The sequence below is a fragment of the Streptomyces sp. NPDC049687 genome (assembly GCF_044465285.1).
GTDB lineage: Bacteria > Actinomycetota > Actinomycetes > Streptomycetales > Streptomycetaceae > Streptomyces.
Map to the genome: position 1 here is coordinate 164,237 of NZ_JBITLN010000011.1, position 25,101 is coordinate 189,337.

The following is a 25,101-nucleotide window of genomic DNA, read 5'->3' on the forward strand; positions in this document are numbered from 1 at the left end:
CCATGATTCCCGGAGAGATCCTCTTCGCCGAGGACCCGATCGTCTACAACGAGGGCCGCGAGGTCACCCGGCTCACCGTCCTCAACGCCGCCGACCGGCCCGTCCAGGTCGGTTCCCACTACCACTTCGCCGAGGCCAACCCCGGCCTGGAGTTCGACCGCGCCGCGGCGCGCGGCAAGCGGCTGAACGTCGCCGCCGGCACCGCCGTGCGCTTCGAGCCCGGGCTCCCCGTCGACGTGGAACTCGTCCCGCTCACCGGCGCGCGGATCGTGCCCGGCCTGCGCGGGGAGACCGGAGGTGCCCTCGATGCCTGAGATCTCTCGTGCCGCGTACGCCGACCTGTTCGGCCCGACCACCGGCGACCGGATCCGGCTGGCCGACACCGATCTGCTGATCGAGATCGAGGAGGATCGTTCCGGCGGTCCCGGGCTCGCCGGTGACGAGGCGGTCTTCGGCGGTGGCAAGGTCATCCGGGAGTCCATGGGCCAGGCGCGCGCTACGCGCGCAGACGGCACGCCGGACACCGTCATCACCGGTGCTGTGATCGTCGACCACTGGGGGATCGTCAAGGCCGACGTCGGCATCCGCGACGGGCGGATCACCGGGATCGGCAAGGCGGGCAACCCCGACACCATGGACGGCGTCCACCCGGACCTGGTCCTCGGCCCCGAGACCGAGGTCATCGCGGGCAACGGGCGGATCCTCACCGCCGGCGCCGTGGACGCGCACGTCCACTTCATCTGTCCGCAGATCGCCGACGAGGCGCTGTCCTCCGGGGTCACGACCCTGGTCGGCGGCGGTACGGGTCCCGCCGAGGGCTCCAAGGCCACCACGGTGACGCCGGGCCCCTGGCACCTCGCCCGCATGCTGGAGGCGATGGAGCAGTACCCGCTGAACATCGGCTTCCTCGGCAAGGGCAACACCGTCTCCCACGAGGCGATGCTCTCCCAGATCCGGGGCGGGGCGCTGGGCCTGAAGCTGCACGAGGACTGGGGCTCGACCCCGGCCGTCATCGACGCGTCCCTGACGGTCGCGGACCGTACGGGCATCCAGGTCGCCATCCACACGGACACCCTGAACGAGGCCGGCTTCGTGGGGGACACGCTCGCCGCGATCGCTGGGCGGGGCATCCACGCGTACCACACCGAGGGCGCGGGCGGCGGACACGCGCCGGACATCATGACCGTGGTCTCCGAGCCGCACGTGCTGCCGAGCTCGACCAACCCGACCCGTCCGTACACGGTGAACACCGCCGAGGAACACCTCGACATGCTCATGGTGTGCCACCACCTCAACCCGGCCGTCCCGGAGGACCTCGCCTTCGCGGAGTCCCGGATCCGGCCGTCCACGATCGGCGCGGAGGACATCCTCCACGACCTCGGCGCCATCTCGATCATCTCCTCCGACGCGCAGGCCATGGGCCGGGTCGGCGAGGTCGTCCTGCGGACCTGGCAGACGGCACATGTCATGAAGCGGCGGCGGGGTGCCCTGCCCGGGGACGGCCGCGCGGACAACCACCGCGTACGGCGCTATGTCGCCAAGTACACGATCAACCCGGCGGTGGCGCAGGGCCTGGCCCGCGAGATCGGCTCCGTCGAGACGGGCAAGCTCGCCGACCTCGTCCTGTGGGAGCCGGCGTTCTTCGGTGTCAAGCCGCACCTCGTCATCAAGGGCGGCCAGATCGCATACGCCCAGATGGGTGATGCGAACGCCTCGATCCCGACCCCGCAGCCGATCCTGCCGCGCCCGATGTACGGCGCGACCGGGCGGGCGCCGGCCTCCAACTCGTTCAACTTCGTGGCACCGCTCGCGATCGAGGACGGGCTGCCGGAGCGGCTGCAGCTGGGCAAGAAGTTCGTCGCCATCGAGTCCACCCGCGGGGTGACCAAGGCGGACATGCGGGAGAACGACGCCCGGCCGCGCGTCCAGGTCGACCCCGACAGCTTCGCCGTGCACATCGACGGTGAACTGGTCGAGGCGACTCCGGCGGCCGAACTGCCCATGGCCCAGCGCTACTTCCTGTTCTGATGGGCGGGTTGTGATGGGCAGGGCGGCACTCCTGGTCCTCGCCGACGGCCGCTTTCCCGCCGGGGGGCACGCGCACTCCGGCGGGGCGGAGGAGGCGGTCAAGGCGGGGCGGATCACCGGCGCGGCGAGCCTGGAGGCCTTCTGCCGCGGCCGGTTGCACACGGCCGGCCTGGTGGCGGCGGCGCTCGCCGCCGCGGCGGCGGCCGGGGCGGACCCGGTGGAACTGGACGCGGCGGCGGACGCCCGCACCCCGTCCCCGGCGCTGCGGCTGACCGCGCGGAAACTGGGCCGGCAGCTGATGCGGGCCGCCCGCGCGACCTGGCCGAGTCCCGAACTGGACGCCCTGGCAAGGGAGTTCCCCAAGGGCTCCCACCAGCCGGTGGTGTTGGGCCTCACGGCGCGCTCGGCCGGACTCGGGCCCGAGGACGCGGCGTACTGCGCGGCCTACGAGAGCGTGAGCGGCCCCGCGACGGCCGTGGTGCGCCTGCTCGGCCTCGACCCCTTCCAGGCGACGGCGGTCCTGGCCCGGCTGGCTCCCGAACTGGACCGGGTGGTCGACCGGGCGGTGTCGGCGGCCGCCTCGATACCGTCCACCGGCGCCGACGCCCTGCCGTCGGCCTCGGCACCGCTGCTGGAGATCGGCGCGGAGGCGCACGCGGCATGGCCGGTCCGCCTGTTCGCTTCCTGAAGCTCACCGAACGAACCCGCTGACATACCGCTGAACAAGGAGCCGCCCCATGCATCTCGACCACTCCCACGACGGCCCCGCCGCGGTCAGTGCCGACGCTCGTCGTGCCGACGGTTCGCGGCGGGCGTTGCGGATCGGGCTCGGCGGTCCGGTCGGCTCGGGCAAGACCGCCACGGTGGCCGCGCTCTGCCGGGCCCTGCGGGACGAGTTGTCCCTCGCCGTCGTCACCAATGACATCTACACCCGTGAGGACGCCGAGTTCCTGCTGCGGGAGGCCGTGCTGCCGCCCGAGCGGATCACGGCCGTCGAGACCGGGGCCTGCCCGCACACCGCGATCCGGGACGACATCTCCGCCAACCTGGAAGCGGTGGAGGACCTGGAGGAGGCCGTGGGGCCGCTGGATCTCGTGCTCGTCGAGTCCGGTGGGGACAACCTCACCGCCACCTTCTCCAAGGGGCTCGTCGACGCGCAGATCTTCGTGATCGACGTCGCGGGCGGGGACGACATCCCGCGCAAGGGCGGTCCCGGTGTCACCACCGCGGACCTGCTCGTCGTCAACAAGACCGACCTCGCCCCGTACGTCGGCTCCGACCTCGCCCGGATGGCCGCCGACGCCAAGGCGCAGCGCGCCGAACTCCCCGTGGTGTTCCAGTCGTTGCGGAGCGAGGCGGGCGTCACCGACGTCGCCGCCTGGGTGCGGGCGCAGCTCGCCGGCTGGACGGCGTGAGATGAGCGGTGTGCGGGCCGTCGCCCGGATCCGGGCGACCGGGGACGGGCGCGGGGGAACCGCCCTGCCCGTCCTGGAGAGCGACGGGCCGTTGGCGCTGCGGCGCACCCGGGGCAGGGGGAGCGAGGCGCGCGTCGTGCTGGTGGGGGCGATGAGCGGGCCCCTCGGCGGGGACCGCTTCGGTGTCGAGGCGGACGTCGAGAGCGGCGCCCGGCTGCACGTCGGCTCGGCCGCCGCCACCATCGCACTGCCCGGACAGGTCAAGGACGCCGCCCACTACGACGTACGGCTCAGGGTCGCCGACCGTGGTGAACTCCACTGGCTGCCGGAGCCGTTGATCTCGGCGAACGGGAGCGACCTCTACGTCACCACCCGTGCCGACCTCGCCCCCGACGCCCGGCTCGTGCTGCGCGAGGAGCAGGTCCTCGGGCGGGTGGGGGAGGAGCCCGGGCGGCTCACCAGCCGGTTCGTCGTCCGGGTGGGGGGACGGGTCGTCCTCGATCAGGAGCTGGCCTGCGGCCCCGGCGCACCGGGCGGCTGGGACGGGCCCGCCGTGCTCGCGGGACATCGGGCCCTCGGCCAACTCGTCGTCGTACGACCTGACTTCAATGACAGCCCGGCGGCCGCTCGCGTTCTCGGCGAGCACGCCTCCCTCGTGCCGCTCGCCGGGCCCGCCGCGCTGGTGACCGCCGTCGCGCCGGACGGGCTGCGGCTGCGGCGGGTGCTGGACGAGGCCCTGGCCGTGTTCGACCTCCGGTGAGCGGGGCTTTCCTCTCCGGTTATCGGATTGGCAAAGAAGGTCAACGAACCCTGTTCTCAGGCACCTCACAGCCGCAAGGATCCCCCATACCGCCGTAACGCTGTACCGCCATAACAAGGTAGGGGAGAAGCCCACTTGAGGGACATACGTCCGAACACAAGGACCGCGGCGCTCGGCTCGGCCGGCGCGCTCGTCGCCGCCACGCTGCTGGCCGGTGCCGTCGCGGCGCCGACGGCGAGTGCGACCAGCGGCCGTTCGGGGCAGGACAGGGAGCAGCGGGGCGCGGCGATCGCCGCGGAGCGCGCCGCCAAGGCCGGTATCGACTGGCAGGACTGCCCGGCCGACTGGGGCCTGGAGAAGCCGATCCAGTGCGGCTGGGTCACCGTGCCGCTGGACTACGCCCGGCCCAACGGCAAGCAGATCAAGATCGCCGTGGACCGCATCGGCAACACGGGCACCAAGCAGGAGCGCCAGGGCGCGCTCGTCTACAACCCGGGCGGCCCCGGCGGCTCCGGAATGCGCTTCCCGCGCCGGGTGACCACCAAGAACGCCATCTGGGCGAACGCCGCGAAGGCCTACGACTTCGTGGGCTTCGACCCGCGCGGTGTCGGCCACTCCGCGCCCATCTCCTGCATCGACCCGCAGGAGTTCGTCAAGGCGCCCAAGGCCGACCCGGTCCCGGACAGCGAGGCCGACAAGCTCGCCCAGATCAAGCTCGCCCGCGAGTACGCCGACGGCTGCTACGAGCGCAGCGGCGAGATGCTGCCGTACATGACCACGCCCAACACCGTGCGCGACCTGGACGTCATCCGCGCCGCCCTCGGTGAGAAGAAGCTCAACTACCTGGGCGTCTCCTACGGCACCTACATCGGCGCCGTCTACGGCACCCTCTTCCCCGGCCACGTCCGCCGTATGGTCGTCGACAGCGTGGTCAACCCGTCCCGGGAGAAGATCTGGTACGAGGCCAACCTCGACCAGGACGTCGCCTTCGAGGGCCGCTGGAAGGACTGGGAGGACTGGGTCGCCAAGAACGACGCCACCTTCCACCTGGGCACCACCCGCGCCGCCGTCCAGGCCAAGTGGCTCGACCTGCGCGCCACCGCGAAGAAGAGCCCCATCGGCGGCCTCGTCGGCCCGGCCGAGCTGATCTCCTTCTTCCAGAGCGCCCCGTACTACGACTCGTCGTGGATCCCGGTGGCGACGGTCTTCAGCAAGTACGTCGCCGGCGACACCCAGGCGCTCGTCGACGCGGCCGCCCCGGACCTGACCGACACGGCCGGCAACATCACCGCGGAGAACGGCAACGCCGTCTACACGGCCGTCGAGTGCACCGACGCCAAGTGGCCCACCAGCTGGCGGAAGTGGAACAGCGACAACACCCGGCTCAACAAGGACTACCCGTTCATGACCTGGGCCAACGCATGGATGAACCTGCCGTGCGCCTACTGGCCGGTCAAGCAGCAGACCCCGGTGGAGGTCAAGACCCACAAGGGTCTGCCGGGCACGCTGATCGTGCAGTCCACGCGTGACGCGGCCACCCCGTACGAGGGCGCCGTCGAACTGCACAAGCGGTTCAAGGGCTCCCGTCTGATCACCGAGAAGGACGCCGGCTCCCACGGTGTGACGAGCCTCGCCAACTCCTGCATCAACACCCGGGTGGACGCCTACCTCCTCACCGGCAAGCTGGACACCGCCGACGTGACCTGCGCCCCGCACGCCACGCCGCAGCCGTAACGGGCTTTACCCGCAGAGCAGGCGGGGGGCGGCCGGATCAACTCCGGCCGCCCCCCGCCGTGTCTACGTCGCCTCAACTGAGCGGCATCTTCGGGAACCTGCGCTGCTTCTCCGCCTTCGCCGCGGCCTCCTCCGCCTTCACCACCGCCGCGTACTGGTCGACGTACTCCTGCTCGGACAGCGTCAGGATCGCGTACATGATCTCGTCCGTGATGGCGCGCAGGATCGCCTTCTCGTGCTCCATGCCGGCATAGCGGGAGAAGTCGAGGGGCTTGCCGAAGCGGATGACCACCGGGTGGAGGGTGGGGACGACCTTGCCGGGCGGCTGCGCCTCGAAGGTGCCGATCATCGCGCAGGGGATCACCGGCACCCCGGCTCTCAGGGCCATCACCGCGACGCCCACCTTGCCCTTGTAGAGGCGGCCGTCGTGCGAGCGGGTGCCCTCCGGGTAGATGCCCAGCAACTCGTCCTTGCTCAGCACACTGAGGCCCTCGCGGATCGCGGCCTGACCCGCCTCCTTGCCGGAGCGGTCCACCGGGATCTGTCCGGCGCTGCGGAAGAAGGCCGCCGTCAGCCGGCCCTTGATTCCGGGGCCGGTGAAGTACTCGGCCTTGGCCAGGAAGGTGATGCGCCGCTTGAGGACCGCGGGCATCAGGAAGTGGTCCGAGAACGACAGATGGTTGCCGGCGACGATGGCCGCCCCCGACTCCGGTACATGCTCCAGGCCCTCGATGCGTGGCCGGAAGACCAGTCTCAGCAGGGGGCCCAGCAACACGTACTTGAGCAGGTAGTAGAACAAGGGGTCGCTCCTCACTCCGGCGGATCGGCAGGCAATGGCCGCCGCACCAGGGTCCTGCCGCAGGTCGGTGCGCAGCAAGCGGTAGGAGGTGCCGGTCGGCCGGGCGGGGCGACTCGTCCGCTGCCCTGGGTCAAACCTTTGCACAAGTTCCTACAACCGTGTCAGGTGTCACATCTGCAAAGGGCGTCTCGTCGCGCTTGTCCGAATGGTGAGAGTAGATCTTCATCTGACTCTTACCTAGCCTCCGTTGTTGACCATCTTTTTTAGATTTTTCTCATGGTTCGCCAAGAACCATGTTGCGGAGTGTGAATGCGGGGGCGCGTGTATACGCGGAGACGGGGCAGAACGACGGCCTGGACGCTGGCGCTGGTGACCGCGATGGGGGTGATGCCGGCGACCGTCGCGGTCGCGGCCACCCCCACGGCACCGGCCGGGGCGGGCACGACGGCGGGGGACGGGACCGGTCCGGGCGCGGCGGCGACCACGGACCAGGCGCTGGCCGAGGCGAAGAGCACCGGCAGGAGTGTCGAGGTCGGATCGCTGCGGAGCGAGAGCAGTGACGTCTACGCCACGCCCGACGGGAACCTGGAGGCGCGTGAATACCTGCGCCCCGTGCGGGCCCGGGTGGACGGAGAGTGGAAGTCGGTCGACACCGACCTGGTGAAGACCTCGGAAGGGACGGTGGCACCGGCGGTGACCACCGTCGGCCTCGAGTTCTCCGGCGGCGGCGACGCGCCGCTGGTGCGGATGACGAAGGCGGGCCGTGAGCTCGCCCTGTCCTGGCCGGACGAGTTGCCCGCTCCGGTCCTCGACGGCGCCACGGCGACCTATCGGAACGTGCTGCCGGACGTCGACCTGCGGATGGGCGCGCAGGAGGACGGCTTCACCCAACTGCTCGTCGTCAAGTCCGCCGAGGCCGCGGCCGGCACGGACCTGGCGGAGCTGCGGCTGAGGATGTCCGCGGACGGCATGGACGTCCGCGAGACCTCGGAGGGGGGCCTGGAGGCCGTCGACGAGGGCGCCGCAAGCCCGGTCTTCGAGGCGCCGAAGCCCGTGATGTGGGACTCCGGCGACGGCACCGGCGCGAGCGCGGCGTCCACGGCGTCGAAGCAGACCGCGTCGGCGAAGCCGAAGTCCCTCGCGGCCGCCACCTCGGCCGACCGGCCCAAGGCCACCGAGCCCCAGGCCGGTGCGTCCAAGGCCGCCGGACCCGAGGCCGCCGGACCCGAGGCCGGTGAGCCCGCGGCCGGCGAGTCGGCCAAGCTCGCCCCGGTCGGCGTCGACGTCGCCTCCGGAGGCAGGGAGCTCGTCCTCACCCCGGACACGAACGTCCTGAAGGGCAAGGACACCACCTACCCGGTCTTCATCGACCCCCAGTGGTACTCGCCGCGCGCCTCCGCGTGGACGATGGTGTCGAAGTACTGGGCCTCGTCGCCCCAGTGGAAGTTCAACGGCGAGAACAACGCCGGCCTCGGCTACTGCAACTGGTCCTACTGCCAGCCCAACGACACCAAGCGGCTCTTCTACCGCGTCCCGGTCTCGAAGTTCGCCGGCAAGACCATCCTGTCGGCCGAGTTCGTCGTACGGAACGTGTGGTCCGCGTCCTGCAGCGCGCGCAGCGTGGAGCTGTGGCGGACCAAGGACATCTCCTCGTCGACCACCTGGAACTCCCAGACGGCGAGCGGCTTCTGGATCGACAAGCTGAAGACGGACTCCTTCGCCTACGGCTACGAGGGCTGCGCCGCCAAGGACGCCGAGTTCGACGTGAAGTCGGCCGTGCAGTCGGCGGCCAACGCCAAGTCGGCGACCATGACCTTCGGCATGCAGGCCGCGAGCGAGACCGACGGCTACGGCTGGAAGCGGTTCTCCGACAAGGGGTACCTGCGGGTGAAGTACAACCGCCCGCCGACGCAGGTCAAGATGTCGCAGCTGACCATGGAGTACGGCGGCACCTGCAAGAAGCCCGCCGACGCGCCGCGGGTGCGCACCCTCGGCAAGATCTACGCCAACAACGTCACGGACCCGGACGGCGACAACATCGCCGTGCAGTTCGAGGCCTCCTGGGACACCGGCGACGGCAAGGGCGTGGTCCCGCGCTGGAAGCCGGCCCGCACGGGGTACAAGAAGTCCGGCTCCGACTTCGCGATCACCCTGCCGTCCTCGATACCCGACGGCAAGCAGGTCAGCTGGTACCTGCGCAGCTATGACGGCGCGCAGTACTCGCCCTGGTCCCACGCGGGCGACCCGACGGCCTGCTACTTCACCTACGACACCAAGGTGCCCAAGGCCCCCTCCGTGACGTCCGACGAATACCCGGCGTCCGACCCGGAGAACCCGGACGACCCCTGGTTCGACGGTGTGGGCAAATACGGCTCGTTCGACATCAAGGCCGCCGACACCGACGTCACCAAGTACTGGTTCGGCGTCAACGGCGACCCCACCTCGAAGAACACCATCACCACCGCCGCGGGCGCGGCCAAGGTCGCGAGGATGCTCCCGGCCAAGCCGGGCCTGAACTTCGTCACCGCGAGGGCGTTCGACGCGGCCGGCAACGGCAGCGAGATCCGCACCTACCAGTTCCGCGTCAGGTCCGGCCAGCCGGAGCGAGCGGCATGGCAGCTCGACGAGCCCGCCGGCGCCGGCGCGGCCAAGGGCGAGGCACCGGAGCGCTCGGCCGAGCTCCGCGGCGGTGCCACCCCGCACGTGGAGGGGGCCAAGGGCACCGCGGTTTCCTTCGACGGCGTCGACGACTACGCCGCCACCGACATCCCCACCGTGGACACGTCGGCCAGTTTCTCCGTCTCGGCGTGGGCGAAGCTCTCGTCGCTGCCGGACCACGCGGCGGTCATCGCCGCGCAGCCGGGCAACCACGCCCCGGGCTTCGAGCTGTACTACTCCAGCGGCTATGACCGTTGGGTCTTCAACCAGTACAAGTCCGACACCACGGGCTCGGGCATCGTCCGGGCCATGCAGTCCGCCGCGGGCGGTGCCAAGGCCGGCGAGTGGACCCACCTGGTGGGGACCTTGAGCACCGGCTCCGACCAGCTCAGCCTTTACGTCAACGGTACGCTCGCGGGCACCACCGCCTACGACGCGCCGTGGGACGCGCGACGCGGCCTGCAGATCGGCGCGGGCTCCCTCAACGGACAGCCCGTCTCGTTCTTCCCCGGTGCCATCGACGACGTGCAGATCTTCGACAAGCCGCTCTCCGCGGCCGAGGTGACCCGTCTGTACGGCAAGGAGTCGCTCAACGCGGGCCGTCCCGCGCGGGCGGTGTTCCCGATGGACGAGCCCGCCGACGCCACCCGGATCACCGGCCACGCGGAGGTCCCGGACGCCACCTACGCCGGCGGCCTGACCCCGGGCGCCCCGGGCATCGCGGGCAAGGCGCTCACCCTCGACGGCACCGACGACCACGCGAGCACCGGCCGGCCGCTGCTGGACACCGGGCGCAGCTTCGCCGTGTCCGCCTGGGCGAAACTGCCGAAGACCAAACCGGCCCACGCCGCGAGCATCGCCTCGCAGCTCGGGAACAAGGTGACCGGCCCGGAGCTGTACTACTCCAATTCCTTCGACCGCTGGGTGTTCAACCAGCACAGTGCCGACACCGCCGACTCCACGGTGGTGCGGGCCATGCAGCCCGAGGGCACCACGGCGCACGGCGGTGAGTGGACGCATCTGGTCGGCGTACAGGACACCGTGACCGACACGCTCTCGCTGTACGTCAACGGCACCCTGGCCGGCTCCACCGCCCTGCCCTCGACCTGGTACGCCGGGGGCGCGCTGCAGATCGGCGCCAGCGCCTTCGAGTCCAAGCCCACTTCGTTCTTCCCCGGCCAGATCGACGACGTACGTCTCTTCGACCGGCCGGTCTCGGCCGACGAGGTACGTCAGCTGTTCAGGCAGCGTCCCCTGCTGGGCGCCCGCTGGAAGCTGGACACCGCCACGAGCTCCTCCTCGCCGGACGACGCGGCGCAGGCGGCGGCCCTGTCGCTGCAGGGCGGGGCGAAGATCGGCAGCGGCTTCATGGACGGCGGCCTGGAGCTGAACGGCACCACCGGCTACGCCACCGCACCGGCGGTCCCGGTCGACACCAGTGCCAGTTTCACCGTCACCGCCTGGGCCCAGGCGGCCTCGACGCCCGCCCAGAACGCGGCGGTGGTCAGCGCCGAGGGCACCAGCCAGAGCCCCTTCGCGGTGCGCTTCGTCCCCGACGCCACGAACCCCGAGGGTCTGGGCAGCTGGGAGATCGCCCTGCCGAACAAGGACGGCACGGACGCGACGACGGCCCGCCTGAGCAACACCGAGTTCAGCAGCGTGACCGACTGGAACCATCTGGCCCTGGTCTACGACGGCTTCGCCAGGCAGGCCCGCCTCTACGTCAACGGCGTCCTCCAGGAGGTCCCGTGCGACGACACCGACGGTGACGGCACGCCGGACGACACCTCCTGCCAGGACCTGATCGCCTGGGGCGAGAACGTGCTGACCACCAAGGCCGCCAAGTCGCTCCAGGTCGGCCGCACGAAGACCGGAGCCACGGGCGCCGAGTACTTCCCCGGCGCGATCGACGACGTCTGGATCTTCCAGGGCGCCCTCGACGACAGCCAGGTCGAGGAGCTCTCCGGCTCCTGGTTCGACGTGCCCACCGAGGTCCCCGCCGGCAGCTGACGCCCGGCACGGGTGGTGCGCCCCGGCCCAGCGGCCGGGGCGCGCCGCCCCCACCACACCTCTTTCGACAGCGCCGGTGCACCGCGGCATCCGCGGACCGGCGCCACGCAGCGATGGACGGCATACGCATGAGATCCAAACCCCCACGCCTCTCCCCGACAGCCCTGCACCGGCCGATAGCCCTGGCCGTGTCGGCGCTCATGGTCGGCGGACTGATCCAGGCCGCGGCGAGCCCGGCCACGGCCGCCGGCGGCCATCCCCTGCCCGGTGTGCCCAAGGCCGACAAGGCGGTTTCCGGCACCGACGGCATCAAGGCCAGGCCCCGCACGCTGACGAAGGGCCCGAAGACCCCCGCGAAGGCGCCGAAGCGCACCTGGCCCAAGGCCGCCGCCGCCACGGTGAAGCTGCCGGAGCACGGCGCGGCCCGGGCAGGCCGGCTGCCCCTGAGCATCGCGCCCGCGAAGAAGGCCGAGGACGCGGCCGAGGGAGCGGTAGAGGCCCGCGTCCACAGCCGTGACCAGGCCCGACGCGCCGGAGTCGACGGCCTGCTGTTCACCCTCGAGGCGAAGGACCACCCGAAGAGGACGACCGCCATCGGGGCGGCCGGTGCAGGCAAGGTCTCCCTCACCCTCGACTACGCGGACTTCGCCGGGGCCTACGGCGGCGCTTACGCCTCCCGGCTGCACCTCGTGCAGCTGCCCGCGTGTGCGCTGACCACTCCCGCCAAGGACGTGTGCCGCAAGAGCACCCCCCTGGCCACCCGCAACGACACCGACGCGAGGACGCTGACCGCGAGCGCGGTGAGCCTGCGCTCCAGCGGTATGACCGTCCTGGCCGCGGCCGCGGAGACGGGCGGCGAGAAGGGCGACTACAAGGCCACCTCGCTCTCACCGTCGGCCACCTGGAGCACCAACCTCAACACCGGTGACTTCACCTGGTCGTACGACATGCCGGTGCCCGACGTGCCCGGAGACCTCGCGCCGGAGGTGGGCCTGGACTACTCCTCGGGCTCGATCGACGGCCGCACCGGCACCACCAACAACCAGGGCTCCTGGGTGGGCGACGGCTTCGACCTGTGGCCCGGCTACATCGAGCGCCGCTACAAGCCCTGCGCCGAGGACGGCGAGAAGAGGGCCGACGGCAACAAGCCGGGCGACCTGTGCTGGTCCTACGACAACGCGTTCATCTCCTTCAACGGCAAGGGCGGTGAACTGGTCCCCGCCGGCGACGGAGAGTTCAAGCTGCAGCAGGACGACGGCACCCGCGTCGCCCACCTCGACAGCACCGACCGCGGCAACGGCGACGACAACGGCGAGTACTGGCGGGTCACCACCCCCGACGGCACCCGCTACTACTTCGGCTACCACCGTCTGCCCGGCTGGACCGACGGCAAGGAGACCACCGACTCCACCTGGACCGTCCCGGTCTACGGCAACAACAGCGGCGAGCCCTGCCACGCCTCCGACTTCGCCGGCTCCTGGTGCCAGCAGGCCTGGCGGTGGAACCTCGACTACGTCGTGGACACCCACGGCAACGCGATGGGCTACCACTACGTCAAGGAGACCAACAACTACGGCCGCAACCTCAAGGCCGAGGACGACACCCCGTACACCCGCGGCGGCTACCTCCAGCGGATCGACTACGGTCTGCGCTCCTCCCGGATGTTCGCGGACAAGCCGCTCGCCCAGGTCGTCCTCGACAACGCCGAACGCTGCCTGCCCCAGGACGGCGTCACCTGCGCCCCGGACACCATCGGCGACAAGTCGTTCTACTGGTACGACACGCCGTGGGACCTCAACTGCAAGGCCGACACCAAGTGCGACAACGGCCGCCTCTCGCCGTCCTTCTGGACGCGCAAGCGGCTGACCGAGGTCACCACGCAGGTCCTGAAGTCCGACGGCGGCTACGGCAAGGTCGACTCCTGGAAGCTCGGCCACCGCTGGGGCATGGCCGACACCGACTACCAGCTGCTGCTCGACAGCGTCCAGCACACCGGCCACACCGCGACCACGCCGATCACGCTGCCGAAGACCACTTTCGCCTACACCCAGCTGGCCAACCGACTGGACAAGATCGGCGACGGCTACGCCCCGTTCATCAAGGCGCGGCTGTCCTCCGTGGCGGACGAGTCGGGCGGCCAGATCGACGCCAACTACTCGGCACCCGCCTGTGACGCCGACGCCCTGCCCACCCCGCAGACCAACACCACCCGCTGCTTCCCGCAGTACATCGGCGGCGACAGCACCGACGCCCCCGACCGCGAGTGGTTCAACAAGTACGTCGTCACCTCCGTCGTCGGCACCGACCGCACGGGCGGCGCCCCCGACCAGGTGACCTCCTACGAGTACCTCGACGGCGCCGCCTGGCACTTCGACGACGACGACGGCCTCACCAAGGAGAAGTACAAGACCTGGTCGCAGTGGCGCGGTTACGGCCACGTCCGCGTCAAGAAGGGCGGCCAGGGCGGCGCCGCCGCCATGAAGTCGCAGCAGGACCACTACTTCCTGCGCGGCATGGACGGCGACCGCAAGGAACCCTCGGGCGGCACCAAGTCCGTGACCGTCTCCCTGGACGCGGGCGAGGGCGACCCGATCACCGACCACGCGTCGGCCGCCGGCTTCGAGTACAAGCAGATCGCCTTCGACCAGCCCGGCGGCAAGGTGATGGGCAAGACGGTCAGCCGGCCCTGGCACCACGAGACGGCGAGGAAGACCCGTGACTGGGGCACCGTCACCGCCGACTTCACCGGCGTCTCCGACACCCAGGAGTGGACCTCCCTGGACAACGGCGCCGGCACCAAGTGGCGCACCACGTCCAGCTCGACGACCCACGACACCGTCGCCGGCCGGGTCACCCAGGTCGACGACCGCGGCGACACCTCCACGGCCGCCGACAACCGCTGCGTGCGCACCACGTACGCCACCAACACCGAGAAGAACATCCTCCTGCTGCCGTCCCGCGAGGAGACCGTCGCCAAGGCCTGTGACGCCGCGGTCGACCGCTCGAAGGACGTCATCGACGACGTGCGCACCGCCTACGACGGCGGCGCCTACGGCGCGGCGCCCACCAAGGGCGACGCGACGGCCACCGCGCCGCTGAAGAGCCACAACGGCACCAAGGCGACCTACCTGGAGGCCGGCGCCACCTACGACGACTACGGCCGTGAGCTGGCGGCCACCGACCTCACCGCCGACCTCACCGTCACCGGCGACGCCGCCCCCGTGCGCACCGAGCGCACCGACGGCCGCACCACGACGACCGTGTACACGCCCACCACCGGGCTGCCCACGCAGTCGAAGACCACGACCCCGCCCGCCGACCCGGCCGTCCCGGCCACGGCGCAGACCACCACCAAGGACCTCGACCCGCTGCGCGGTCTGATCACGAAGCAGACCGACACCAACGGCAACACGACCACGTCCGCCTACGACGCGCTCGGCCGCCTCACCAAGGTGTGGCTCGCCGACCGCGCCACCAGCGGCGTGCCGACGTACGAGTACGCCTACACGGTCACCGAGGGCAAGCCGGTCGCCGTCGCCACCAAGCTGCTCGACAACGAGGGCGGCCAGATCACGTCGTACAAGCTCTACGACGGCTTCCTGCGCGAGCGGCAGTCCCAGGCGCCGGGCCCGGACGGCGGCCGGATCATCTCCGACGTCTTCTACGACGAACGCGGCCTCACCACCAAGACGTTCGCTCCCTACTACGCCACGGACGCGCCGGTCACCGAGCTGTTCAAGCCGGCCGACGCCCTCGGCGTGGAGAGCCAGACCCGCACCGCCTACGACGGTCTGGACCGCCCGGTCGAGGAGAAGCAGATCGCCGGCAACGGCGACGGCGGCAAGGTCCTGAGCACCACGAAGACGCTCTACGGCGGCGACCGCACCACGGTGATCCCGCCGGTCGGCGCCACCACCGTCACCACGCTGACCGACGCCCGCGGCAACGTCACCGAACTGCGCCAGCACCACACCCGGGCGCCCGAGTCGGCGTACGACACGACCACCTACGACCACACCCCGTCGGGTGAGCTGCTGAAGGTCACCGACCCGGCCGGCAACAAGTGGAGCTACACCTACGACCAGCGCGGCAACCAGCTCTCCTTCACCGACCCCGACAAGGGGCGCACCGACACCAGGTACGACGACCGGAACCTGGTCCTGTCCAGCACCGACGCCCGCACGGCCCTGTTCAACTCCTACGACGGCCTCGGCCGCAAGACCGAGCTGCGCGAGGGCTCCGCGACCGGCAAGCTGCGGGTCAAGTGGACCTACGACACCGTCGCTGGAGCCAAGGGCCAGCTGGCCGAGTCCACCCGGTACGTGAACGGTGAGGCCTACACGACCTCGGTCACCGCGTACGACAAGCTGTACCGGGCGACGAAGACGGCGACCGTGATCCCCGCCTCCGAGGGCGCGCTGGCCGGCACCTACCAGTCCGGCACCGCCTACAAGCCCTCCGGCCTGATCGCCTCGCTCAGCTACTCGGCGGCCGGCTCCCTGCCGGGCGGCTCGGTCAACTACACCTACGAGGACCGGACCCTGCGGCCGGTCTCCGTGTTCGGCCAGGGCATGACCTCCTCCGCCACCTACAGCCAGACCGGCAAGCCGCTGGTGTACACCTTCGGCCTGACCAGCGGCGGCAGGAAGACGCAGGTCACCAACACCTACGAGTACGGCACCCAGCGTCTGGCGACCACCCGCGTCGACCGTGAGGAGCAGGCGGGCGTCGACCAGAACGTCACCTTCCGCTACGACGAGGCCGGCAACGTCCTCTCCCTCAGCGACGTCTCCCGCACCGGTACCGACAACCAGTGCTTCGGCTACGACCACCTGCGCCGGCTGACCGAGGCCTGGACGCAGGGCGACCAGACCTGTGCCGCGACCCCGTCCGCCGCGAAGATCGGCGGCCCGGCCCCGTACTGGCAGTCGTACACCTACGACACGGCCGGCAACCGGCTGACCGACACCCTGCACAACCCCGGAGGCGACACCACCAAGGACGTCAGGCGCACCTACGAGTACCCGACCCCGGGTACCGCCCAGGCCCACACCCTGACCTCGGTCACCTCCGAGGGCCCGGCCGGGGCGAAGACCAGGACGGACTACAAGTACGACCTGACCGGCAACACCACCGACCGCGGCAGGCAGCACCTCGACTGGGACGCCGAGGGGCTCCTCGCCAAGGTGACCGAACCCGTCGACGGCATGCCGGACAAGGTCACCGAGTACCTGTACGACGCCAACGGCAACCGGCTCATCTCCCGTACCGGCACCCGGACCACGCTGCACCTCGGGCACACCGACGTCACCCTGGACAAGGGCGCGACCAAGGCGAAGGCGACCCGGTACATCGACCTGGGCAGCGGCCACCAGGCGGTCCGCGCCGACGACGGCACGTTCTCCTTCACCCTCGCCGACCACCACGGCACCGGTCTGCTGGCCGTCGCCGCGGCGGACCTGACCCTGACCCAGCGCCGGGTGATGCCCTTCGGTGGTCCCCGCGGCACCGCGCCGGCGTCCTGGCCCGGCACGAGGTCCTTCGTCGGCGGCGTCGACGACACCAAGGACACCGGCCTCACCCACCTCGGGGCGCGCGAGTACGACGCGCAGACCGGCCGGTTCCTGTCCGTCGACCCGGTGATGGACCTGTCCGACCCGCAGCAGATGCACGGCTACACCTACGGCAACAACAACCCGCTGGTGTACGCCGACCCGGACGGCAAGTTCTTCGGGTTCCTCGGCCTGTTCAAGTCGCTGAAGAAGGCGATCCACAAGCTGCTCAACCGGGTGCCCAACAAGAACCCGGGCTTCATGCAGCGGCGGGCTTCCGCACCGGCGGTGAGCAACGGCAAGCTGCGCGGGATGCTGCAGCAGATCTATCCCAAGGCACGTGCCAAGCAGGTCTTCGGCAACGGGAAGATGTCGACGGCCCTCATCCACGAGTTCAACACGGGGGAGCGGCTTCCCGGCAAGGACCAACTGCACGTCCAGAAGGGCTGGGAGACGATGAAGGGCCTCTCGGACGTCCTCGACAACGACCGCGCGGCCAGGGAGACGGGGAAGGGCATGGACAAGCTCCTGTCCGACAGGGACCTGGCGATCGCCAAGGCCGAGGCGAAGGAACTGTGGGACGCCCTGAACTCGCGCGACGTCACGGGGAACGTCAAGAAGATGGTGGACGGCGACGCCAACATGAAGAAGGTCGTCAAGGAGAAGTTCGACGCCGTGATGAAGACGCCGGCCGTCAAGGACCTGACGGGGCAGGACTTCAAACCGACCCAGCACAAGGGCCCCCAGCCGGTCGGCCAGCCCACCCGCCTGCGCGGCTTCGCCAAGACTCTCGGCATCGCGGGCGGCGTACTGCAGGTGGCCCAGGCTCCGGCCTACGTGGAGGAGTACGGCGCGAAGCGAGGCGCCTGGGAGATGTTCAAGGACATCTTCGACCCGCTGGAGGTCTCCGACGCGACCGTGGACCCGTTCTACCCCGACACCGGGGGATCATCGGTCTGCGACCCGTCGAGCGGTAACTGCGCCTGACGTCCACCGTGCGCGGGGCCCGTCGTTCCGGCGGGCCCCGTGCCCGTACCCCGCACCCTGCCGACCCCCGGAAAGACATGACTGAGATCCCCGTCGACGACGTTCCCGCCCTCCTGCTGCGCACGGTCCCGGAGACCGCGCCGTTCATCGCCGACAAGTACGACATGCCGGCCGAGCGGGCCGTCCTGACCCGGGACGCGGTCCTGGACCTGTACGGGCTGCTGACCGAGTGCTTCATGACACCGGTACTGCTGCCGCAGCTGGAGAGTTCCGCCCCCGACCGGCAACTCCTGACACACTGCTGGGACTTCGTCGAAAAGGTGGTGGACCACTCCTCGGAACACGTCCGGGGAGCCGTCTACTTCGAAGTACTGGAACAGCTCCTGAACCCCGGCACCCTGGTCGAGGACTCCTGGCCCTACATGAAGGAGCGGACGAGGGCGCGCACCCTCCGGATGCTGGACTTCTACGGCGTCTTTCTGCCCGGCATCAACCGGCGGTAGCCCTCACAGCCGCACCACCACCAGCGCCGTGTCGTCGGTCGCACCCCCGGGCGGCAGCAGTTCCAGCAGGACGGAGTCGGCCAGGGTCTCCGGATCGGCGTCCCGGTGCCGGGCGAGGGCCTCGGCGAGACGCGTCAGGCCCTTGTCGATGTCCTCCTGCCGCCGTTCCACCAGGCCGTCGGTGTACAGGGCGAGGGTGGCGCCGTCGCCGTAGGTGGTGCACGCCTGAGGCCGGGGCGACGGGTCGGGGCGGGCGTCGAGCGGCGGATCGGTGGCCCGGTCCAGGAACTCCACGTGGCCGTGCGGGTGCACGAGCATCGGCGGGGGGTGGCCGGCGCTGCTGTAGGTGATGGTGTGGCGGTCGCAGTCGATGAACGTGGTGACCGCGGTCGCCGACTCGGCGCCGTCCACGACATGCGCGTACCGCCCGAGGACGTTCAGGGCCTCGGCGGGGCCCTCCGCCACCCGTGAGGCGGCGCTCAGCGCGCTGCGCAGCTGGCCCATCACCCCGGCGGCCTCCAGTCCGTGCCCCACGACGTCGCCGACCGACACGCCGATGCGGTTGCCGCCGACCAGGTCGACCAGGTCGTACCAGTCCCCGCAGACGTTCAGCGATCCGACCGCCGGCCGGTAGCGCACGGCCGCCTGGTAGTGGCCGACCTGGCGGCGGGCGGGCAGCATCGCCTTCTGCAGGGCGAGGGCCACCTCGCGCTCACGGGCGTGCGCCAGACGCAGGCGCTCATTGAGTTCCTGCAGCTCACGGGCGCGTGTGTACAGCTCGGCCTCCAGCACCCTGGACCGGCTCCCGTGGCGGTCCGTGCTCCGGCCGCCGCGGGCCCGGATCAGCTCGGTGACCTCCTCGACGCGGTGAGCCAGGAGCACCACCGACCCGTCCGGCCCGAACACGGGGGCGTTGACCGGGCTCCAGTAGCGCTCCTCCCACTCCCCGGGGTGCTCGGAGTCCTCGACGTCGTAGCGCTGCAGGGCCATCGTGTCGCGTTCACCGGTGGCCAGTACCCGGCGCAGCGACGCCTCCAGGTTGCGGGCCCCGCTCGCGCCCGGGTCGTTGGGGTTGTCCGGGAAGACGTCGAAGAGATGCCGGCCGATGATCTGCTCCCGCCCCCGCTGGGCGACGCGGAGGAACTCCTCGTTGGCGTCCGCGTACACCAGTCCGGGCGTCAGGAGCGCCACCATGCCGGGCAGGGCCTGGAACACCGCCGCGTAGTCGATCGCCGTGTCGTTCATGGCTCCTGCCCCATCCGCCGGTACCGCACCACATCCACCGGTTTTGCGTAATTTTCTCACGTGAGGCGAGATATGCCGGTCCGGGTGTCAGACCCTGGGGGCGGCGAGGGGCTGCTCGGCCCAGATGATCTTCCCCTCGGGGAGGAAGCGGGTACCCCAGCGCTGTGTGACCTGGGAGACCAGCAGCAGGCCGCGGCCGCCCTCGTCCGTGGTGCGCGGGTGGCGCAGATGGGGTGCGGTGGCGCCGCCGTCGAAGACCTCGCAGACCAGGGTGCGCTCAAGGACGAGCCGTAGCCGGATGGGACCGGTGGCGTACCGGATGGCGTTGGTGACCAGCTCGCTGACCACCAGCTCGGTGGTGAACGACAGCTCCGCGAGACCCCACTGCGCCAGTCGGCGGCTCGCCGTCTTGCGTGCCTCGGCGACCGCGGCCGGGTCGGCGGGCAGCTCCCACTCGGCGACCCGGTCCGGGGACAGCCGGCGGGTGCGAGCCATCAGCAGGGCCACGTCGTCGTGCGGGCGGGCCGGCACGAGCGCGTCGATCACGGCCTGGCAGCGCAGGTCCAGGCTGTCCGCCCGCCGCTCCAGGGCCTGCCGCAGCCGGGTCCGGTCGGTGTCCAGCGCCCACTCCTCGCCATGGGCCAGCAGACCGTCGGTGTGCAGCGCCAGCGTGCTGCCCTCCGGCAGCACCACCTCCGCCGACTCGAACGGCGGCCCGCCGGCGCCGAGCGGCGGCCCCTGCGGGAGGTCCACGAACCTGACGTTCCCGTCGGGCAGCACGATCGCCGGGGCCGGGTGTCCGGCGGCGGCCATGGCACACCGGCCGTCGACGGGGTCGTAGACGACGTACACGCATCCGGCCCCCGCCTGCCTGCCGGCCTCCAGGTCCTCTTCCTCGCGGGACATCCGGGCGACCAGGTCGTCGAGGTGGGCGAGGACCTCGTCGGGCCGCAGGTCCAGGGCGGCGAGGGTGCGCACCGCGGTCCGTACGCGCCCCATGGCCGCGGCGGCGTCGATGCCGTGCCCGGGCACCTCGCCCACCACGAGCGCCACCCGGGCCGCCGACAGCGGGATCAGGTCGTACCAGTCGCCGCCGAGGCCGGTCAGCTCGTCGGCCGGGCGGTAGCAGGCGGCCACCTCGACGGCGTCCTGCTCGGGCAGCCTGCGGGGGAGCAGGTTGCGCTGGAGCACCAGCGCCGCGTCCCGCTCACGGGTGTAGCGGCGGGCGTTGTCCACACAGACGGCCGCCCGCGAGACGAGGTCCTCGGCGAGCGCCAGGTCGTCGCCGTCGAACGCCTCCCGCCGGCGCCGTCGCACAAACGTGGCGATCCCCAGCGTGACGCCCCGCGCCCGCACGGGCACGATCAGCACACTGACCGGATCGGGGGCGGAGACGGACGCGGGTGCCGGGACGGGTTCCGGCTCCGTCGGCATGCCCCGCAGCCACTCCTCGGCCACCGGGTCGAGCCGCTCGGCCCGCCAGGGACGCCCGGTGAGCAGACAGGTGACGGGGGGCGAACCGGCCGGGTGGACGACGGCGGGGGCGCCGCCGGGCGGACCGGCGGCGCCGACCTCGTCGCCATCCTCGGCCTGGCCGGCGTCCTCGGCACCTTGGGCGTGGCCCGCGCGGTACGGGCTCCCGGTGATCCTCAGCCCCGCCCGCCGCAGCGGCACCGAGTCGCGCGGGCTCCCCGGCTCCGCGCCCACGGTGGGCTCCGCGCCTCGCAGGACCGGCTCCAGAAGGTCCACGGCGACCGCGTCGGCGAAGCCGGGGGCGGCCACGTCGGCCAGTTCCTGGGCGGTGCGGGCGATGTCCAGGCTGCGGCCGATCCGCCGGCCGGCCCGGTCCAGCAGGGCGAGCCGCTGGCGGGCGCGGTGGCGGTCGGTGATGTCGACGACCGTGTAGTAGACGCCCATCGGATTGCCGTGGTCGTCGTCGAGCCGGGTGAACGACAGCATGTGCGCCGTCTCCCGGTGCGGAGCGGCCCGTACCCGTCCCAGGTGCTCGTAGCCGACCACGGTTTCGCCGCTCTCCAGCACCCACCGCATCTGCGCCTCGGCGGCCTCGGCGTCCAGGCCCGGCTGGACGTCCGCCATCCGCAGCCCCAGCCGTTCCTCGGGCCGGCCGCCGCCGAACCGGGCGAGGGCCTCGTTGGACCACACGTACCGCAGGTCGGTGTCCACGATCGCGATGCCGATCGGGGAGCCGGTCACGATCTGCTCCAGCGAGGAGCGGCTCATGGTCCAGCCCGGCGCGTCGCCCATCTCGTTCAGCAGCACCAGCCAGCGGGCGGTGCCGCCCGGCTCGTCGGCGGAGGTCATCCGGGCCATGACCGGGACGGGCCGGCCGTCCTGGCGCCGGGCGGACAGCAGCCCGCTCCAGCCGCCGTCACGGCGGCACCGCTCCAGGATGTCCGGCAGCCGGCCGGCGTCCCCGTGGGTCACCAGCCCGGCCAGGTCCTTGCCCACCGCCTCGGCCGCCGCATACCCCAGCAGCCGCTCGGCGTCCCTGGTCCAGCTCGTCACCACCCCCCGGCCGTCGAGCAGCAGGGGCGCGGCGTCCGCCACGTCGAAGCGCCGGCGGGCAACGTCGTCCACGTCGTATGTGCCCACGGTCGACCTCTCTGTCGCGCTGAGAGTGGTCTACCACCTCCTGACTCAATCATCACCCTGCCTGCACGACAGCGACCGAGCCAGCCGGGAGCCCGTCCCTCCTCAGGCCCCCTGCCCCAGCACCGTCTCCAACACGGCCAGCGCCGAGCGCAGTTCCTCGCCGGTGATCGTCAGCGGTGGTGCCAGCCGAATGGTGGAGCCGTGGGTGTCCTTGACCAGGACGCCCTCCCGCATGAGGCGCTCGCTCACCTCCCGGCCGGTGCCGAGGGCCGGGTCGATGTCGACGCCCGCCCACAGGCCCCGGGCGCGGAAACCGACGACGCCCTTGCCGACCAGTCCGGCCAGACCGTCCCGCAGGACACTTCCCAGCTCCGCCGCCCGCTGCTGGAACTCGCCCGTCTCCAGCAGTTCCACCACCGCCGTGCCGACGGCCGCCGCCAGCGGATTGCCGCCGAACGTCGACCCGTGCTCACCCGGCCTGAGCACGGACAGCACCTCGCGCCGCGCCACCACCGCCGAGACCGGCACGATCCCCCCGCCGAGCGCCTTGCCGAGCAGCAGGACGTCGGGGACGACGCCCTCGTGCTCCACGGCCAGCGTCCGGCCGGTCCGCCCCAGGCCGGACTGGATCTCGTCGGCGATGAACAGGCAGTTCGCCCGGCGGGTCAGCTCGCGCACCCCGGCCAGATAGCCGTCGTCGGGGATGACGACCCCCGCCTCCCCCTGGATCGGCTCGATCAGCACCGCGGCCGTGGTCTCGTCGACCGCCGCCTCCAGCGCCGCCAGGTCGTTGTACGGGACGATCCGGAAGCCCGGCGTGAAGGGGCCGAAGCCCGAGCGCGCCGTCTCGTCCGTGGAGAAGCTCACGATCGTCGTCGTACGGCCGTGGAAGTTGTCCGCCGCGACCACGATCGTCGCCCGGTCGGTGGGAACGCCCTTCACCTCGTAGGCCCATTTCCGGGCCACCTTGATGCCGCTCTCGACCGCCTCCGCGCCCGTGTTCATCGGCAGCACCATGTCCAGCCCCGTCAACCCCGCGAGCCGCTCGGCGAACTCGGCGAGCCGGTCGTTGTGGAAGGCGCGGGAGGTGAGCGTGAGCCGGTCGAGCTGGCGGTGCGCCGCCTCGATCAGCAGCGGATGGCGGTGCCCGAAGTTGAGGGCCGAGTAGCCGGCCAGCATGTCGAGATAGCGGCGGCCCTCGACGTCCTCCACCCAGGTGCCCTCGGCGCGCGCGACGACCACGGGCAGCGGGTGGTAGTTGTGCGCGAGGACCAGCTCCTCGGCGCGGATCAGGTCGGTGGAGGTACGTGTGCGTGCGGGCGCGGTCATGAGCGGATCTCCTGAGTGCAGCACTTGATGCCACCGCCGGCCTTGTGCAGCTCGGACAGGTCGACGGGGACGGGGAGGTAGCCGTGCTCGCCGAGCCGGGCGGCGAGCGCCTCGGCCTGCGGCGCGATGAAGACATGCCTGCCGTCGGAGACGGAGTTCAGACCGAACGCCAGCGCGTCGTCGCGGGTGGCCCGCACGGCGTCCGGATACAGCCGGGCGAGCACCTCGCGGCTGCCGGGCGAGAACGCCTCCGGGTAGTAGCAGACGTTGTCGTCGTCCAGGACGAACAGCGCGGTGTCCAGGTGGTAGAAGTACGGGTCCACCAGCGTCAGGCTGACCACCGGATGGCCGAAGAACTCCTGCACCTCGCGGTGTGCCTCACGGGTGGTGCGGAAGCCGGTGCCGGCCAGCACGTACCGCCCCGTCCAGACGAGGTCGCCCTCGCCCTCGCACACCGACTCGGGCCGGTGGACGTCGTAGCCCGCCGCCTTGAACCAGGTGTCGTAGTGGCCGGACTCGGGGCGCCGCTCGGGCGCGTGGAAGAGGGAGCCGAAGACGCGGCCGCCGACGACGACCGCCGAGTTCGCGGCGAAGACCATGTCGGGGAGGCCGGGCACCGGATCGACGGTGTCCACCGCGTGGCCGTGGGCGCGGTAGGCCTGGATCAGTGACCGCCACTGCTCCCGGGCCAGATCGACGTCCACCCGGGTGTCGGGATGCATCCAGGGATTGATCGCGTACCGCACAGCGAAGTGTCTGGGTTCACAGACGAGGAAGCGCCGGGCGCGCGGGGCACGGCCGGTGGTCACACTCTCGGGCATGCCTCCACGGTAAGAAGCGACAGCGGAGCGCTACAAGGAACGAACGCTGCGTGTTCACGCAGGGTTGTTGCGTAGTCAGGCTTCCCGACGCACGTTCGCTGCGTCATCGGGCGCCGCATGTGTGGCACCCGCCTCCGGGCTCTCCGGCAGCAGATGCGACAGCACCATCACGCTGATCGTCTTCCGGATGAACGGCTCGACCCTGATCCGCTCCAGCACCTCCTCGAAGTGCTCCACGTCCCGCGCCCGCACATGCAGCAGCGCGTCGGCCCCGCCCGTCACGGTCATCGCCGCGGTGATCTCCGGATGGTTGCGCACCACCTCCGCCAGCCGCCGCGGCGGAGCGGCCCCCTCGCAGTACACCTCCACATACGCCTCGGTACGCCAGCCCAGCGCCGACGGCTTCACCGTCGCCGTGAACCCCGTGATCACCCCGGTGTCCCGCAGCCGGTCCACCCGGCGCTTGACCGCCGTCGCCGACAGGCCGATCGCCGTCCCGATCTCCGCGAAGCTGGTCCTGGCGTTCGCCATCAAAGCGGTGACGATCTTCCGGTCGAGCTCGTCGAAAGAGGCAGTGCCGCTGTTCATGCGGGCACTGTATCCAGCGGATACGTCCGCACCCCGGCACATGTCCAGCCGTGCCGATC

Annotated in this window: 15 protein-coding genes; 9 read left to right on the top strand and 6 right to left on the bottom strand. The window is 71.2% G+C overall.

Translation table 11 applies throughout. The features are described from left to right. The first annotated feature begins 2 nt into the window (after positions 1-2). From ACIBVL_RS30945 to ACIBVL_RS30970, 6 genes are all read left to right on the top strand, one after another. Positions 3-314 carry an urease subunit beta gene (locus tag ACIBVL_RS30945; protein ID WP_399102161.1) on the top strand — a complete coding sequence of 104 codons (312 nt, stop codon included), beginning with the start codon at positions 3-5 and terminating at the stop codon, positions 312-314. Beyond that, positions 307-2,028 carry an urease subunit alpha gene (locus ACIBVL_RS30950; protein WP_399102163.1) on the top strand — a complete coding sequence of 574 codons (1,722 nt, stop codon included), beginning with the start codon at positions 307-309 and terminating at the stop codon, positions 2,026-2,028. The genes ACIBVL_RS30945 and ACIBVL_RS30950 overlap by 8 nt, the downstream gene beginning before the upstream one ends. 13 nt (positions 2,029-2,041) lie before the next feature. Beyond that, on the top strand, positions 2,042-2,716 hold the full coding sequence (locus tag ACIBVL_RS30955; protein WP_399102165.1) for an urease accessory protein UreF: 675 nt from the start codon (positions 2,042-2,044) through the stop codon (positions 2,714-2,716). A 49-nt stretch (positions 2,717-2,765) separates the two neighbouring features. Beyond that, positions 2,766-3,443 (top strand): urease accessory protein UreG, encoded by a 678-nt coding sequence (gene ureG / locus ACIBVL_RS30960; RefSeq protein ID WP_399102167.1) that lies wholly within the window; start codon positions 2,766-2,768, stop codon positions 3,441-3,443. Position 3,444: 1 nt separating this feature from the next. Further along, positions 3,445-4,203, top strand: coding sequence for an urease accessory protein UreD (locus ACIBVL_RS30965; protein WP_399102169.1), 759 nt, complete (start codon positions 3,445-3,447; stop codon positions 4,201-4,203). A gap of 135 nt (positions 4,204-4,338) precedes the next feature. Next, positions 4,339-5,937 (top strand): alpha/beta hydrolase, encoded by a 1,599-nt coding sequence (locus tag ACIBVL_RS30970; protein WP_399102171.1) that lies wholly within the window; start codon positions 4,339-4,341, stop codon positions 5,935-5,937. 73 nt (positions 5,938-6,010) lie between these two features. Here the strand turns inward: ACIBVL_RS30970 and ACIBVL_RS30975 are convergent, their stop codons facing one another. After that, a complete protein-coding gene (locus ACIBVL_RS30975) occupies positions 6,011-6,736 on the bottom strand; it encodes a lysophospholipid acyltransferase family protein (protein ID WP_399102173.1) in 726 nt (241 codons plus the stop codon). A 378-nt stretch (positions 6,737-7,114) separates the two neighbouring features. On the opposite strand from ACIBVL_RS30975, the gene ACIBVL_RS30980 reads away from it, so the two are divergent. From ACIBVL_RS30980 to ACIBVL_RS30990, 3 genes are all read left to right on the top strand, one after another. Continuing rightward, positions 7,115-11,404, top strand: coding sequence for a LamG-like jellyroll fold domain-containing protein (locus ACIBVL_RS30980; protein ID WP_399102387.1), 4,290 nt, complete (start codon positions 7,115-7,117; stop codon positions 11,402-11,404). Positions 11,405-11,532: 128 nt separating this feature from the next. Continuing rightward, entirely contained in the window at positions 11,533-17,943 is a 6,411-nt protein-coding gene (locus ACIBVL_RS30985) for an RHS repeat-associated core domain-containing protein (RefSeq protein WP_399102175.1), read from the top strand. Positions 17,944-18,020: 77 nt separating this feature from the next. Next, positions 18,021-18,446 carry a hypothetical protein gene (locus ACIBVL_RS30990; RefSeq protein ID WP_399102177.1) on the top strand — a complete coding sequence of 142 codons (426 nt, stop codon included), beginning with the start codon at positions 18,021-18,023 and terminating at the stop codon, positions 18,444-18,446. 3 nt (positions 18,447-18,449) lie between these two features. Here ACIBVL_RS30990 and ACIBVL_RS30995 read toward each other — a convergent pair whose 3' ends face one another. From ACIBVL_RS30995 to ACIBVL_RS31015, 5 genes are all read right to left on the bottom strand, one after another. Next, positions 18,450-19,691: a PP2C family protein-serine/threonine phosphatase gene (locus ACIBVL_RS30995; protein WP_399102179.1), complete on the bottom strand. Its 1,242-nt coding sequence runs from the start codon at positions 19,689-19,691 to the stop codon at positions 18,450-18,452. Between the two features lie 87 nt (positions 19,692-19,778). After that, complete coding sequence (locus ACIBVL_RS31000; RefSeq protein ID WP_399102181.1) at positions 19,779-22,304, bottom strand: SpoIIE family protein phosphatase; 2,526 nt, start codon at positions 22,302-22,304, stop codon at positions 19,779-19,781. Between the two features lie 102 nt (positions 22,305-22,406). Continuing rightward, positions 22,407-23,633: an ornithine--oxo-acid transaminase gene (gene rocD, locus ACIBVL_RS31005; RefSeq protein WP_399102183.1), complete on the bottom strand. Its 1,227-nt coding sequence runs from the start codon at positions 23,631-23,633 to the stop codon at positions 22,407-22,409. Then, positions 23,630-24,454: a dimethylargininase gene (gene ddaH, locus ACIBVL_RS31010; protein WP_399102185.1), complete on the bottom strand. Its 825-nt coding sequence runs from the start codon at positions 24,452-24,454 to the stop codon at positions 23,630-23,632. Before ddaH ends, rocD begins: the two co-directional genes overlap by 4 nt. 75 nt (positions 24,455-24,529) lie before the next feature. Then, complete coding sequence (locus tag ACIBVL_RS31015; protein WP_399102187.1) at positions 24,530-25,042, bottom strand: Lrp/AsnC family transcriptional regulator; 513 nt, start codon at positions 25,040-25,042, stop codon at positions 24,530-24,532. Positions 25,043-25,101: the final 59 nt, after the last annotated feature.

Excerpts from the sequence above, each read along its gene's own strand:
- ACIBVL_RS30980 (WP_399102387.1), top strand. The coding sequence starts at position 7,115 with ATGGGGGTGATGCCGGCGACCGTCGCGGTCGCGGCCACCCCCACGGCA.
- ACIBVL_RS30955 (WP_399102165.1), top strand. The coding sequence starts at position 2,042 with ATGGGCAGGGCGGCACTCCTGGTCCTCGCCGACGGCCGCTTTCCCGCC.
- ddaH (WP_399102185.1), bottom strand. The coding sequence starts at position 24,454 with ATGCCCGAGAGTGTGACCACCGGCCGTGCCCCGCGCGCCCGGCGCTTC.
- ACIBVL_RS30990 (WP_399102177.1), top strand. The coding sequence starts at position 18,021 with ATGACTGAGATCCCCGTCGACGACGTTCCCGCCCTCCTGCTGCGCACG.
- ACIBVL_RS31015 (WP_399102187.1), bottom strand. The coding sequence starts at position 25,042 with ATGAACAGCGGCACTGCCTCTTTCGACGAGCTCGACCGGAAGATCGTC.
- rocD (WP_399102183.1), bottom strand. The coding sequence starts at position 23,633 with ATGACCGCGCCCGCACGCACACGTACCTCCACCGACCTGATCCGCGCC.
- ureG (WP_399102167.1), top strand. The coding sequence starts at position 2,766 with ATGCATCTCGACCACTCCCACGACGGCCCCGCCGCGGTCAGTGCCGAC.
- ACIBVL_RS30950 (WP_399102163.1), top strand. The coding sequence starts at position 307 with ATGCCTGAGATCTCTCGTGCCGCGTACGCCGACCTGTTCGGCCCGACC.
- ACIBVL_RS30985 (WP_399102175.1), top strand. The coding sequence starts at position 11,533 with ATGAGATCCAAACCCCCACGCCTCTCCCCGACAGCCCTGCACCGGCCG.
- ACIBVL_RS30965 (WP_399102169.1), top strand. The coding sequence starts at position 3,445 with ATGAGCGGTGTGCGGGCCGTCGCCCGGATCCGGGCGACCGGGGACGGG.
- ACIBVL_RS30995 (WP_399102179.1), bottom strand. The coding sequence starts at position 19,691 with ATGAACGACACGGCGATCGACTACGCGGCGGTGTTCCAGGCCCTGCCC.
- ACIBVL_RS30945 (WP_399102161.1), top strand. The coding sequence starts at position 3 with ATGATTCCCGGAGAGATCCTCTTCGCCGAGGACCCGATCGTCTACAAC.